This window comes from Falsihalocynthiibacter arcticus (assembly GCF_000812665.2).
Lineage (GTDB): Bacteria > Pseudomonadota > Alphaproteobacteria > Rhodobacterales > Rhodobacteraceae > Falsihalocynthiibacter > Falsihalocynthiibacter arcticus.
On record NZ_CP014327.1, the window covers coordinates 3,589,820 to 3,604,139 of the forward strand.

Genomic DNA, 14,320 nt, shown 5'->3' on the forward strand with positions numbered 1-14,320 from the left:
GGCTCGTATCAGAAGTTTGATTACTTTGTGTCTCTATTGAAACCTAACTCTCGAAAGGCTTGTTGCAGACGCAAGTAATTGATAATGAAGTTAATAATCATAATAACTCAATTTAAAACGCCCTTATCGATTTCCACATCTAATCAGTTGTTGAACCGGATTAGTTTTGTACAATATAACCGCGCCGAAGGCACGCTACTATGATAGTTAATTCAGTTTCAACCCGTAGCAAACAGATCCAATTTCGCGCAGGGTACTTTTCAGGTGATATGCTGTTCGATGTCGGCGGATTCGAAACAGCTTCTTCCTATGTTCCGGATTTCGTTTCTTCCACATTTAACATTCTTACTCGGGGCGCCCCAACAATACCGTCTGAAACGCTTCAAAACTCATTGGGGTTTGACAGGGAATCCCTTAGCAAAGAGCAACTTGTCCTGATCGGGGGAAAGGCCCCAGATTGGTCTCAGACGATCAAGGGCAACAACGAAGGGTACAACCCAGCCAAGGAGTTCTTCGAAGATATTCTTCCCCATGAACTTGGTGATTTTGCTTTTGTGCAATGCCTAATAGTTCCTGAGTATCCATTGTTCGCGATGCTAAATGCACCCGCTTCACTCATAGGAGGGAGCAATCGCGAGTTGGTCGACTTCTATTTGCCTCAGGCTAATCTTGTAATTGAGATAGACGGTGGGCAACACGGGGCGCCAGAACAGGCCGCGAAGGACAGAGCTCGGGACCGTTTCTTGGCAGAGAGAAGCATTGCCACCTTGCGACTTCGGACTGAGGATATGCGCGCCAAGAACAAGGCATTCAAAAACTTCATGAGTACATTTCGAGAGCATTGTGAACAAAGCTCACAGCTCCCGCCATATCGTATATTTCACAAGTCAGGCGCGGCGGACGCTCCCTCGTTGCGTTTTGAATTGACGGCATCAATTCGCTTACAGATAGCTGTTATGCTGGCTATTTCATGTGCTCAAATCAACTTAACTGAAAAAACTTGGCACCTTGATGTAAGGCAAGACTTCGTCAGTGACCCAGATCGGGATTGGGTGGGTGCCGCACTATCCGAGCTATTCGGCTATTTCGATCTCTTTGCACGCCTTTCAGGTTCCGTTTTCTCCGAACCAAAAATCGAGTTGAACGACGGCGGCTTAATTTTCGATATAGCTTTGTTCTCCCGCGTTGATGACAGAACGAACCTCGCTCAACAGATCACGGTTCGCACGGCACCTGTTCAAGATTGTCCAGACGGGCATGGCGGATACTTGCCATATTTCGGAGTATCCAATCTCCCAACACGAGATTGTACCGACACCGATATTGCTCCAAAAGAGAGTGACCTCGTTGAACTCAATAGAAAAATCTTCGGCCATTTAGACTTTCGCCCAGGACAAGTGAACTTAATCTTAAACGCTATTGCAGGACAGAGCACACTTGGACTGATGCCCACCGGTGGAGGTAAATCACTCTGCTTCCAAATTCCCGCTATTCTGCGCAAAGGTACGACAATAGTGGTTGTCCCAATCAAAGCCCTTGGTCGAGACCACTGCGCCGAACTAATCCAAGCTGGATTTAGTGGAAGAGTCGTAAACATAGACAGCGACATGCCTGCTAAACAGCGAAGCGCTGTAATCGAAAGAATGGAACGTGGCGAATTTAGATTTGTCTTTGTATCTCCGGAAAGGTTTCAGACAGAGGCTTTCCGCGATAGTGTCAAGGTTCTCGACAATGTTCGCGGGCTTAGAATGTTCGTCATCGACGAAATTCACTGCTTGAGCGAATGGGGCCACGATTTCCGCCCCTCTTACATAACCTTGGCGGGAAGCCTTAGACGACTTTCCCCTGAAGCCCCCGTCATGGGCCTAACCGCAACGGCAAGCGTAAATGTCCTGAGAGACATTCAAAGCGAATTGCATATCTCGGACGAAATGGTCGCCTACGAGATGCATCGAAGCCGTTCCGAGCTAAATTTCGACATCCAGAAGCGGCGAAGTGACCCTCAGGCAATGTGTCAACAAATTCAGGAAATCCAAAAGAAGAGTGATGGCAAAGAATTTCCACCTACACATATTTTCTCACGTTACGTGAACGGAAAGAACGGAATTTTGGAATGTGCCCAAGCATTAGCTAAGGCCTTTCCAACTCTTCGCATCGGTCTCTTTTCTGGTAGTAAACCAAATAAAATTGACATTTCAACTGCTTCAAAGTGGATGCGAGACGATAATCTGCCACATCCCGAAACATATGAGGACTACAAGAAGACAGTGCAGGCCTCTTGGAAACACCGTCAACTCGATGTCATAGTGACCACGAAGGCCTTTGGAATGGGTGTAAACAAGCCAGATGTCCGACACACCTTTCATGCGGGCATGCCAAGCTCAATGGAAGCGTTTTATCAAGAAGCAGGACGCGCAGGGCGGGATCGAGAACCGGCTTTTTGCCATTTACTTTTCGTCCCCGAAAGGGATCCCCCAGAAGATATTTGGTCATCGCTCGAAAAAGATAATTCCCCAGATGCTTTAGACGGGATTCTCAACCAAAGCCCCCAACAAGCCCACGGTGACCTCCGCAACCAGCTATGGTTTCACAACCAAGGAAATATTGGGTTGAGTGAAGAGCTGGCCCTTGTTGGGAAACTGCACGAAATCATCCGACACTTCAACCAAGACGGCATAGTGCTTGAACGTTTCAAGCTTGGAACCGCATCCATGACCGGACAGCGTCTTCAGGTCTGCCTGCTCCGATTGTATCAAATGGGCCTCATTGAACCATGGAGTGTAGTCGACTGGGGCCGTGACGATGGAGGGATACAAAGTGTTTATGTTCGACGTACCAACATAAAATTTGAACCCTCTTGCACCATAGTTCTTGCGAGGATGCAGGCGGTCGTTGGTTTGGGTGCCGCAACAGAAGACATGCGAGCGATTGAGGCTTTGAGGGGTCAAAACACCGATTGGAAGGCACTTTCCAAACACCTCCTTTCCTGGATTCGAAAGACGCAGACGCTGAGTCGCCTCCAGTCGACATGGAACCTTTACCGTGAATGCGCAGACTTCACTCCAGAAGATGCCGACGCATTTCGTGATCGCTTAGAAGCCTTTTTCAAGGTGGACAACGATGCTTTCAGCCTTTCAGCACTCAAGGATTTGTCTATCGAAGATGCGACGAAATCTATCTGTCAGTTACTAATTGCACCAGGCAGCTTGGAACTTAAAGAACCAGCGGCAATAGGCCGCCTTTCAGCCCAACTTTCACGACAGCTTGAGGGGACGAATGAAAGCCCCGGTCTGAACCTTGCAGCAGCATCATTAAATATTGTGGGCGAAGGCCTGTTGGTCGGAGATGCGGGTAAACGATTGGAAAACGCTCTTCCAAATGGAGTGTTATCATTTTGGAATGGGTCTGGGCGATCTCTACTTAATCTGTTGGCATCCGGAAGCTCTTCCTCCCAAGAACTAATAGGAGAGTTACTTGTCGCGGACAGCCCGGAGACCGAAGAACTTATAAATATTTATGATGACCTTCCGGCTCAAGCCGTGGAGAAAGAACTATATATCAGATTGGCCGACAAACTGGCTGCAATAATATGAGGCAGACATGACATTCAAAGATGGGTTCGATGCAGTTGACCGTATAAAGGGCGCAGGAGAAAAGCTCAGTGAAACAATTATACGTTTGGAAAAACTGGAAGGTATTCTCGGCAAAATGGATTCGGAGCGGGCGAATATATCGCTCCTGATCACAGACAGTAGTAGTGCTATCAGTGAGCTGTCTGTTGCGGTCACACAACTTATCGAAGCACAAACCGCGTTCACCATACAAGCAAGCGCACAGCTTACTGGGCTAAAAGAAGCTACAGAGAGATTACCAAGCCAGACCGAATTTATTGTTTCACAGAAACTCGACGACATTTCTGAATATCTCGAAGCACGTTTGACCGAGAGGTTCCGCGAAGAGTTAAAAGACACGCGTGCCAGTCTTCGCGACAGCGTAGAGGCTGGTCTCTCCGGATATGACAAACGGATCGCTGACTTGAAATCAGAAATAGTGGCGGAAATGCCGAAGACCCTATTTGGTCGCCGGGGACGATGATCCCGCCACTTGAGCCAGAGGAATTTTCTTTTTGCAATCTAAAAAAACTTGACTGAATTCGCCCTATTCTGTTCATCTACTTGTTGACAGATCTAATAAAACTTATTTACTTACATACAGTTAACTGCTTTTTGGGGTGAAATCCGTGCTTAAAATACCTCTGCGAAGAAAGCAGTAGGTTTAGACGCGGACATTACAAAGGATACTTGAACTATTCTCCCAATATATTTACCGACTATTTAAGCGCCAAAGGCAAGCTGTCGGTCTATCGGCCGGCTTCGATAATGTGTCCCCGGCGCGATGCGCCGTATGTACACACTGGTTGCCTTTGGCGTGGCATAGCCTTCACAATTCAACCGACTTGGCTTGGGCGGCAGATTCGCGCGCCACAGCTAATCACGCAGTTTTTTAAACAAACTAACAATGTTACTGCGGACCTTCGTATACCCATTGGTCTGCGTCCTGCCTTGTAAGGGATTTGGCTGGATCGGCAAGAGCCTTTGGTTTGTTTCTTGGGCAGCGCGCAACCGTACCTCCCAGCGGTGCAATGCCATCTGATTCAATAGACTTGGAAGCTGGGGGTCGATCGGATCAATATCATACCAGAATGCGAGGTAGCCACGGATCGTATCTCGGTGACGATTCATCTTTCCTGGATATTTCACGGACATCCTCACAAGTGCAGACGTCTTTCTGCGAAAAGCACGTGTCGGGCGAATGCGAGAACCACCTATATCCAGCCCCGTTACCAGTTTAGTCTGTTGAGGGCCAAGATGCCTTGTTTTCTCCGAATGGATTTCCATATCCAGTGCATCAAGCCCAATCCTTACAACTCTCTCCATTCGGCGAAGAGATGCCGCATCATTTGACGAAATACTAATGTCATCAGCATAGCGAGTATAAACTGTCTTGAGGTTATCAGAGGCCTCTTGGCAACGTTCGTCGAATTTGGACATAACAAGATTAGCGATGTGAGGGCTGCTTGGAGCACCCTGCGGCAACTGCCCGCCATTTGTGACAAGACTAATTATTTCCTCACAAAAAACCTGTGAAAAATGCGGGAAGTGTATTCTAAGCATCTCTCTCACATGCGAATCTTTAACAGAAGGGAAGAACGATCGAATATCTGTCGTGAAAAGATGTGATGCTCCATGATGCCGTTGGGCGTTCATCGCGATTGATTTTCCGCGAACGAAAGCCGCAGCCGCGTCATGAGGTGGCACAGAGGCCAGGAGTCTGTCAAGAAGTGCTCGTTGTATCGATTTGAGGTGTGGGCAAGGTGCGTCGATTGTTCGATACTTTTTTGATCGGCGTGATTTAATAATAAAGCTATTATAGCTTACCTCACAATCGCAATTTCCTTCTTCCTGAGATACTTCTAAAACTTGACAGAGAGTGGGGTACTCTTCGAGGATATTGACCTTACGGTCATCTGAACCAAATATCATCTTAATTTTACGTCCAATAATCGTTTTTAAAAGTCAACGGTTCCGAGAATTTTCTTGCATGATCCGATGCGTTTTCCTTCAGAGTTTCACGCTCTTCGGTGAGCCACAAACACTTGGTAAAGCTCGTATTAGATTTGACGAGCCCATCACAAGGCAGCCGCCATTCGTACAGAATGTAGCATCATCCACTTTGGGGGGCGAGTTTTTTTATGCAATAATGCACCCTGCCCAAGAAACTCCGTACCGTTCAAGTGTTCGAGATCAACGCTATCCGTCAAGCCTCGATAGGCCATCGCCCATGGCGTTCAAAATTTTCTGCAAATGGTCTCCTTCTCGGAGGACATTTTCTGCATCTGAAATAATACCGCCCCTTGTTTGCCGGAGGCTGATTTATCTTAGTTAAGCGGCCATGTCTGATCTTTCCAGAGCTGCATAGAAGTTTGCCTCTGTTCAGCTGGTGGGATATTCCCTATAGGCTCCAGCAGGCGGCGATTGTTGAACCAATCGACCCATTCCAGGGTGGCGTATTCTACGGCCTCAAAGTTACGCCATGGCCCACGCCTGTGGATGACTTCGGCCTTGAATAAACCGTTGATCGTTTCGGCCAAGGCATTGTCATAGGAAGCCCCGACGCTGCCGACTGACGGTGCAATCTTCGCCTCTGCCAGTCGTTCGGTGTATTTGATCGACAGATATTGCGATCCGCGATCTGAGTGATGCACCAGTTGATCTTGTGCTGGCCTGCGTTGATGAATGGCCTGCTCCAAAGCATCGAGAACGAAGCCTGCATTGGCTGTGCGGCTTGCGCGCCAGCCAACGATGCGTCGCGCAAAAACATCAATGACGAAGGCCACATAGACAAAACCTTGCCACGTGGCGACATAGGTGAAGTCACTGACCCATAGGACGTTTGGCGCAGACGCATGAAACTGCCGGTTTACCCTATCCAGTGGACAAGGTAACGCTTTGTCAGGGATCGTCGTTCTTGGCTTTTTGCAACGAATGACGCCTTCGATACCAATGTCTTTCATCTGTCTTTCATCAGACGTGCGACTGTGCAGCGCGCAATATCAAAGCCTTCCCTGTGCATCTGATGCCAGACCTTCCGCACGCCGTAGACTTTGAGATTTTGCTCAAAGACCCGTTCGATCTCGGGCTTGAGTTCAGCATCGCGCTTAGCACGGTCCGACAGGCGGGACGGATCGGCCCGCTTGGCCATGTTGTCATAGAAAGTGGCTGGGGCAATCGGCAGAACCCTGCAAATCGGCTCGCCCCCATGATCATCGCGGTGATCTTCGATGAACTGGATCATTTCTTGAACGGGCGGTCGAGCTCCGCCTGTGCAAAATACGCGGAGGCCTTGCGAAGGATCTCGTTGGCTTGCTTCAGCTCGCGGTTTTCACGTTCCAATGCCTTCGTCTTCTCCGCCATCTCGGTTGTGATGCCACCACGCTGGCCGGTATCAACCTCGACCTTCTTGACCCATTCGTTCAGTGTTTGCGCCGCACAGCCGATCTTCGCAGAAATCGACACAATCGCCGCCCAACGGCTTTCATGCTGCGCTTCGCCATTTAAAACCATCCGTACCGCACGTTCGCGGACTTCTGGAGTATACTTGTTTGTTGTCTTGTTCATGATGCTCCATCCTACTCATGAGTTGGAGCCTCCGGCAAACAGGGGACGGTTCAGTTATTGATACCAGTCCTTCTCGTGTGGCAGATTGTTCGGCTTGTGACAGGGTGGAAGCTATTCAAGAATAACATAGATATTGGTAACTCTGGGACCTTGGGCTTCGTCGCCAGATAAGCCAAAAATTTTGTGAACCCACTTTTCTGCTCTCCTAACGTGCGGGGAGAGCAGAAAATTCAAGCTAACCATGGCATTTGGTGACACACGCCCTAAGGCCACTCGCTGCTCCTTTTCCGCTGAAAGGCAATCGACGACCAACCTTGATAGATTTTTTTAAACAAACTCTTCCTCTTAATCACGGACCGACTATTGGAAAATTTCTGACAAAATTCAACAAAATCAAACGAGTAACTTCAATAAAGACAATACTTATTAATGCCTTAAGGTAAACAGTCTAAATTGGGAGCTCACGGTCACGATGTATAGAAACGTTTACTCCAGTGGCGGGCATCATTTAGGAAAACACTCAGCTGCAGGAATCGCTTATGATGTAAAATGGCGCGGTTTCGTTATTGCAACGCCCTCACCACGAACATGTGGCTTCCGCCAAGTGAGCTTTCCGTTCCTCGACAGAAATAGATGCCCCCTCACCCAATGTGCAGACAGCTTCAAACGACCCTCGACCTTGGCCTCTTCGTGCTGAATAGATGCGGCAGAGTGCCCTTCCTTGCCCAGGGAACGGCCTAATATTTCGATTGGAGAAGGCAGAAATTCCCTTGAAAACCGGTTTGACTTCCATTGGCAGAGCTCCTACCCCACCTTATATTTTTCAAATATTTTCAATCAATTAGGCAAAACTTTGTTTTCATCGCTCCGCCTCATCAATTATGGACTCTGGATTGCAATACTACTTACGGCTCTCCTACCAACCGTTTATTCTACTGTTCGGATTTATTACTTAAATACACTTCCGGATACATGGAGTGTCAGTATCGCTGCGCAGTCGTCATGGCTTGGTTTGGCCTACGAAGTCGTGCAAGAGGCAATTCTCATGCCGCTATATTTCGTCTTCGGGCAGGTAATCCACAACCTCTCTGAACTTCGCAAGCGCGTCAGCATTGCAATAATTGTTACTCTTGTAGCCTATGGGCTTTTGACGCTCGGAATTCTGTTTGGAGCTGATTGGTTGACGCAGGCCATGTCGCAACAACAAGCACTGCAGGATATGACAGCACGCTATATCCGACTCGAAACCATAGGAAAGATGATTGGTGTGCTCAATGACATTGCCATCATTATCGTCGTTGCCCTCGCTTGGAAACGCATATTGATCGCCCTGGTCATACTACGAGCCCTTCTCATGATTACATTTGACAGTTTGTTTGTCGGGCAGTTTGATTTTTCACTTCATCTTGGCGTCCAGGGTGTCGCGATGACCAACATTTCTGTAGCTACTTGCCTTCTCCTCCCAACGGTATTCATTCTCCTAAGAGCAGAAATGTTTGAAAGACCACGGCTGCGCAAGCCTTCCGCGTGGATGCGCCGCTGGCTTCGGATTGCCGCCAGATCTGGCATTGAATCCGCCGTCAGAAACCTCGCGTTTTCGCTGATGATCCTGCGTCTAATGAACGAGGTGAATGAAGCCGGTTTGTTTTGGGTTACGAATAGCTTCATCTGGGGATGGCTTCTCCTACCGGTTTTAGCTTTGGGCACACTCATTCGTCAGGACGCTGGCAATAATGGTGGCAAGCTCGAAGGTCGCTTCACAGGTTATCTTTGGCTCATTGCGATCATCGTCGGGGTTTGGATCGTTACAATACCAGGCTGGTTATGGTTCTTTAAAAATGCGCTCGGCACTGACGAGCCGGAACGAATTCTATCACTGACTTTACTGATGCTTGGCTTTTACGTCGTTTTTGCCTTCAACCATGTCCTCGACAGTTTCTTTTATGGAAGGGGACGCACCGATCTATTGCTTTACCAGTCACTTTTTGTTAGCATTTTTTATTACGGGATAGCATTTGTTGCTTATCAAACGGGTTTCTTTGCTCCCGGCCTTCAGAGTATTGCCTTACTGTTTGGTGGTGGAATTTTGGTCGACAGTGCACTCACCCTTTGGCAATTCAAAAACGCTGGTTATTTCAATGTCGCCTCAGAAAAGAGCCCTCAAAAATCCGGAGGGTTTTGAAGAAGGAACTGCAGGAATATTCCTGAGCCAGCTCCCGACATACAACTTTCCAGTTGTGTATCGGCAGTTGGGGCTCGAACCGGACCTATGCGGCCTTGTCTATGACAACTTACTATGACACCCCTCCCCTCCAACTATGCCGATTGTGCCTTTCAGTGACTTATTATACCCCTTATTTTACTGGCCATTAATTACCGAGCATTCCATCTGAAACGGTCTCGAAAACCGTTGAGCCTTAACGGGTTCCCAGGGTTCGAATCCCTGTCTCTCCGCCAGTATCTTCTTGAAATTAAACAAAAATACACCCTTTCACGGGCAAGCCAAACATCAGGCCAATTTCAACATTTACACCAAAAGGTGTCATACTATGACGCTTTTTCAGCGCTCCGATGGCGCCGACTATGCCCCCTTTTCTTCCCAAAACAGCACGACCCGCAAAACAAAAAGGGACCCTGCGCCGGCAAGATCCCTTTTGAATTTCACGGTGTTGTAGACCCTTATCGGAAACCGTTGTCTCCATCAGCGCGCACCGACGCTTGTTGCGCATCCGACAGATACCTCAGATAGTAGCGCTCTGTGGTCAACACAGACCCATGCCCAATATACTTTTGCACCCTGTAAATTGACCACCCCTCCTTTAAGCGTTCAATGGCGAACTTATGCCTTAGATCGTGAAGGCGCGCGTTAAATCCGGTTTCTTGGCCGTATTCCCAAAACAGGTTCGAAGGATCCTTGTAGAAACCATGTTCTGTGCCGTTCCAGAACACAAACTGTGATGCGTTCGAGCGAGGGATTTTGATGAGGATATCGATGGCCTCTTGGCGCAATGCTATAGTGCGAATTTTCCCACCTTTCGTATGACGCAGCACAGCCTCTACGCGGCCTTCGATCGGGGTTCCCATGCCAGAGATATCTGACCATTGGAGTTTTGCCATTTCCGTCACACGTCCGCCTGTAACATTTAAAAAATGTGCGAAATGGGTCAGTGTGCCCGGCGCTCGGTCAGAAAGTTTCTGAAGGCACTTCTCTGTTGGCAAAATTATGTCGGGCAATATTTCCTTCATACCTTGCTTTTCATAAAGCTGAACCGGATTTACATCGATCCACCCAGCATTTTTCATCGATTTCATAAGGTTCATGAAGGCAGTCAAATCTCGATTAATAGTTGCGACCGTTATGCTCTTCGCGCAGCAGAATGCTACGCGGCGTCATTTCAACGCCCTCATCTGCGCAAACGACCACAGAGGTATTATGAGAGCTTCTTCGAGATCCTCAACCTCGCCAAGCACCGTAGACCCACTTGCAATCAAGGTCTCATGGCCGCACTTTCAGGTCTGTCGACAAGATAGCTTTTGCAGCGCGAAATTTTATTTGGAAGAACCCAACACAATTGGTGAAGACGGTAATTCCTGCTGGAACAACGGTCGAGCCAACAATACATGTAGTGTCTGCGTTCCAACATAATGGCGACCAGAAACTTAATGAAGTATTATCGCGACTTGAGGTCAAAGCAAAGGAACAGCGCCGCCGAACGTCGGTACTGCTCCTCGGGCGCTACAGACATTCTGCGCCGGACAATTTGAACCGGCTCCGTAGCAAGCATCCTGAACTCGATATCACTTTCAAAACGATCCATTCGTCCAAAGGCCTCGAAGCAGATCACGTCGTTCCTCTACAACTCAACCGTGGACGTTCGGGCTTTCCGTCAGAGATCGTAGATGACCCACTGCTAACAATGGTGTCGCCGGAGGCTGAACCCTTTGCACATGCAAAAGAGCGGCGCGTCATGTACGTTGCCATGACGCGAGCGAGGGAAAGCTTGACCTTAGTTTCATCAGCAGCACGTCCTTCAGAATTTGTCGCCTAGCTAAAGCAAGACCCTGAATATGGGTTGGTTTTTGATGACGATACATCGGCCAAGTCACTGATCTGTGGTGAATGCCAAGGACAACTTTTCCCTGTGCCAAAACGTGATGGCGGCACTTATTATAAATGCGAACACGCCGAACTCTGTGGGAATTCCATTTCTGCCTGCGCTGCGTGTGACAGCGGCTTCCCCGTCCGCAAAGATGGAGCACCTGACGCAATATGCGAATGCTGAAAAAGCTACAAAGCTTGCCCTATTTGCTCTGATGGCTGGCTCATTGAGCGAAGCGGACGCTACGGGAAATTCTTGAGCTGTGTGAAGTTTCCACGATGCGCGGGTAAATCCAAATTTACTTTGCAATAGCCTTGTTCTTGCCCATTTTAGTTTCAACGAATAGCTCATCAGAGTTCGGTGTCAATCGCAGAGTAAAAAGGGACCAGATCGCGGCGTAAAATTGGTCCACTGAGTTCTCGGATGTTCTGCGCTTTGGTGCGCGTGCCCCCAAATAGCTAACGCGTGCCAAAGCGCATGTTGGCCCATGGGCCAACATTGTTCTGATCTTGATGTGTTTTGACTACTGGCGGTTCTTACGACTGTGTTTGAGCCTATAGCTTTCGCCGTTCATCTCAAGGATGTGGACGTGATGTGTCAAACGATCCAGCAAGGCTCCCGTGAGCCGCTCTGAGCCAAAGACTTCGGTCCATTCATCAAAGGGCAGGTTTGAGGTTATGATGATGGAACCACGTTCGTAGCACTGCGAGATCACCTCAAAGAGCAATTCTGCGCCGGATTTACTCAGAGGAACGAAGCCTAATTCATCAATGATCAACAGATTCTGGCTCGTCAGTTGCTTTTGCATGCGCTGCAATCGGAGCTCATCTTGGGCTTCTATCAGATCATGAACCAAGGCTGCCGCCGTCGTGAACCGTACTTTCAACCCTCTTTGGCACGCGGCTAATCCAAGTCCTAAAGCTATGTGGGTCTTGCCCGTTCCCGATGGGCCGAGGGCAATAATGTTTTCTCTGCGATCCACGTAGTCACATCGAGCCAAGTCCATCGTCAGTGGCTTGTTCAAGCTGGGCATGATCTTGAAGTCAAAACTATCCAGGCTTTTGGTGCTGGGGAACTTCGCCGCTTTGATCCGCCTTTCGATCATCCGCCGTTCGCGGTCAATTAACTCCATCTCGCACAGACGCGCCAGATATTGGATGTGGTCCTTATTCTCAGCAGCACAGATTTGGGCTTGTTTTGCGTACTCTCCTTGGAACGTTGGCAAGCGCAACTTCTTGAGGTGGTGGTGCAGAAGGATTTGGGGAGCATCTGTCATGCCGTGGCTCCCAGCAGGCTCATGTAACTGGATGGGCGTGTCGTGCCGACATTGGCCTTAGGCAAATACGGGTAGAAGTCCAAATCCAATCGCGGTGGCCGCTTCTCAATACGGCATAGCACAAGGTGTTTTACGGCATCATAGCCAATAGCGCCCAGATCAATGGCATGCTGGATTGCGCCTTGCACAACGTCCATCTCGAATGTTTCCAAAAGGCGCAGAACTTGAACGTATTCTCGCTTGCCCGGTTTGCCCATTCTGGCTTCGAGCAGTCGGTGCAGGGTGGCGAAGGCATCCGGTAGATTCCAGCCCTGCAAAGGGGCTGCCTGATCCAAAGCCCCCACCTTCTGCTCAATCAAGGGCAGGAAGTGGAGCGGGTCAAAGATCATATCCGCGGATAGGTAGGATCGTTTGTGCCGTGCAACGATCTCGTTACCGCAGCCGATGATAACCTCATGTACAAACCCACGCACATGAACATCGTGGTGTGCATAAGCCACCGGCACCGAGTAGTCATTGCTGCGATAGCGCACCATCGAGATCGAAGTGGCCCGTGTGTTGACATGGTCGCAGGCTTCATATTCCGCCACGGGCAACCCCATCAGCGCATCAAAATCGGATACCAAACGTTGACCTATGGTTTGGGTGTGGCCGCGCAAAGTATCGTCCTGACGTGCTAAACACTTCGCTTCCAGATGGGCGTTCAAATCATCAAAGCTGTCACAACGCGGCGCAGGGACCATGAAGTTGCGACGCGTATATCCAACCATGCCCTCAACGTTGCCTTTATCGTTTCCTCGCGCTGGTCGCCCGAACTTGTCATCGAACAGGTAATGGGATTGCAGCTCAGTGAACCGACGTGTGCGAATACGCGTTCTGTCCCCGAGTATCCGCGCAACGGCGATCTTGGTGTTGTCGTAGAGAATGGACTGCGGAATACCATCAAAGAACGCAAAGGCGGACACATGGCCATCGCAGAATGCTTCCGTCGTCTCGGCAGGGTATCCCTTAACGAACACCGCATCAGAATGCGGTAAGCTCATTACAAAAAAATGGATCTTGCATTCCACGCCACCAATCACGCCAAGTGTCTCACCAAAATCAACCTGCGCGTGGCCTGGCCGATGCGACAACGGTACAAACACCTCTTTAGTGCGTCGCTTTTGTTCGCGAACGTAATAGGTCACTGTCGTCAAGCTTCCCGCGTACCCGTGTTCATCCCTCAAACGCTCAAAAATACGCTTGGCGGTGTGGCGCTGCTTTTTGATCAGGGCCTTATCTGTACGCAGTATATTATCGATGACACCAACATAATCATCAAGCGTTGGGCGACGCGGGGCTTCTGAACGCCGATAACCAGGAGGGAGCTCATGCCGCAACATCTTGGCTATCGTTTTGCGATCCTTGTTGAAATAACGCGCCGCTTCTCGAGTAGACATCCCGTCCTTCAAACAAGCACGGCGCACACGATTATAAATATCCACAGAATACATCTCCCGCCCTCCGAATAAACGAAGGACACAAACTGGCGGATTTTTACTCCGCTACAACTGCGATACGCAGCCGCTTCTGTGGCCCATTATTGCTCCGCGTTTTACAGTTCGGCATGTTTGCCACCGAAAAAGGGTTCGGAAAATAATTGTGCTTAAAAGAAATCTCTTACTGTGGATGGCCTTATGTCGGTTACACTTTTGCTGCGAGATTAGGTCGACTTCCGAGAGAGACATGAATTTTGTGAGGCTGCCGTTGAATTTGGAGAATAAAAG

Annotated in this window: 9 protein-coding genes, 1 pseudogene and 1 other annotated feature; of the genes and pseudogenes, 5 read left to right on the forward strand and 5 right to left on the reverse strand. The window is 49.0% G+C overall.

All coding sequences use genetic code 11. The features are described 5' to 3' along the window. The first annotated feature begins 200 nt into the window (after positions 1-200). Both RC74_RS17605 and RC74_RS17610 read left to right on the forward strand, forming a co-directional pair. The gene (locus RC74_RS17605; protein WP_039001008.1) at positions 201-3,593 is read left to right on the forward strand and encodes a DEAD/DEAH box helicase; all 3,393 of its coding nucleotides are present in this window, start codon (positions 201-203) and stop codon (positions 3,591-3,593) included. Between the two features lie 7 nt (positions 3,594-3,600). Beyond that, positions 3,601-4,095 (forward strand): hypothetical protein, encoded by a 495-nt coding sequence (locus tag RC74_RS17610; protein ID WP_039001009.1) that lies wholly within the window; start codon positions 3,601-3,603, stop codon positions 4,093-4,095. Between the two features lie 392 nt (positions 4,096-4,487). On the opposite strand, the gene RC74_RS17615 is transcribed toward RC74_RS17610, so the two are convergent. Further along, on the reverse strand, positions 4,488-5,543 hold the full coding sequence (locus RC74_RS17615; RefSeq protein ID WP_039001010.1) for a reverse transcriptase domain-containing protein: 1,056 nt from the start codon (positions 5,541-5,543) through the stop codon (positions 4,488-4,490). Positions 5,544-5,942: 399 nt separating this feature from the next. After that, a pseudogene (locus RC74_RS17620) lies at positions 5,943-7,178 on the reverse strand (IS3 family transposase). Then, positions 6,781-6,897: a sequence feature (AL1L pseudoknot), on the reverse strand. (Overlaps the previous pseudogene by 117 nt.) 721 nt (positions 7,179-7,899) lie before the next feature. Between RC74_RS17620 and RC74_RS17630 the strand changes: the two are divergent. Then, a complete protein-coding gene (locus tag RC74_RS17630) occupies positions 7,900-9,360 on the forward strand; it encodes an MATE family Na+-driven efflux transporter (protein WP_156477511.1) in 1,461 nt (486 codons plus the stop codon). 497 nt (positions 9,361-9,857) lie between these two features. Here RC74_RS17630 and RC74_RS17635 read toward each other — a convergent pair whose 3' ends face one another. Continuing rightward, a complete protein-coding gene (locus RC74_RS17635; protein WP_062628342.1) occupies positions 9,858-10,499 on the reverse strand; it encodes a tyrosine-type recombinase/integrase in 642 nt (213 codons plus the stop codon). Positions 10,500-10,804: 305 nt separating this feature from the next. Here RC74_RS17635 and RC74_RS22570 point away from each other — a divergent pair, with 305 nt between their 5' ends. Further along, positions 10,805-11,227, forward strand: a complete 423-nt coding sequence (locus tag RC74_RS22570) for a 3'-5' exonuclease (protein WP_039003035.1) — start codon at positions 10,805-10,807, stop codon at positions 11,225-11,227. A 276-nt stretch (positions 11,228-11,503) separates the two neighbouring features. Then, positions 11,504-11,590, forward strand: coding sequence for a hypothetical protein (locus RC74_RS21900; protein ID WP_236940088.1), 87 nt, complete (start codon positions 11,504-11,506; stop codon positions 11,588-11,590). Between the two features lie 211 nt (positions 11,591-11,801). Here the strand turns inward: RC74_RS21900 and istB are convergent, their stop codons facing one another. Further along, on the reverse strand, positions 11,802-12,554 hold the full coding sequence (gene istB / locus RC74_RS17655; protein WP_062628126.1) for an IS21-like element helper ATPase IstB: 753 nt from the start codon (positions 12,552-12,554) through the stop codon (positions 11,802-11,804). After that, positions 12,551-14,047: an IS21 family transposase gene (gene istA / locus RC74_RS17660; RefSeq protein ID WP_062628125.1), complete on the reverse strand. Its 1,497-nt coding sequence runs from the start codon at positions 14,045-14,047 to the stop codon at positions 12,551-12,553. Before istA ends, istB begins: the two co-directional genes overlap by 4 nt. Between the last annotated feature and the right edge of the window lie 273 nt (positions 14,048-14,320).

Bases quoted from the DNA above. Each gene is read 5' to 3' on its own strand.
- istB (WP_062628126.1), bottom strand. From the start codon at position 12,554: ATGACAGATGCTCCCCAAATCCTTCTGCACCACCACCTCAAGAAGTTG.
- RC74_RS17635 (WP_062628342.1), bottom strand. From the start codon at position 10,499: ATGAACCTTATGAAATCGATGAAAAATGCTGGGTGGATCGATGTAAAT.
- RC74_RS17610 (WP_039001009.1), top strand. From the start codon at position 3,601: ATGACATTCAAAGATGGGTTCGATGCAGTTGACCGTATAAAGGGCGCA.
- RC74_RS17605 (WP_039001008.1), top strand. From the start codon at position 201: ATGATAGTTAATTCAGTTTCAACCCGTAGCAAACAGATCCAATTTCGC.
- RC74_RS17615 (WP_039001010.1), bottom strand. From the start codon at position 5,543: ATGATATTTGGTTCAGATGACCGTAAGGTCAATATCCTCGAAGAGTAC.
- istA (WP_062628125.1), bottom strand. From the start codon at position 14,047: ATGTATTCTGTGGATATTTATAATCGTGTGCGCCGTGCTTGTTTGAAG.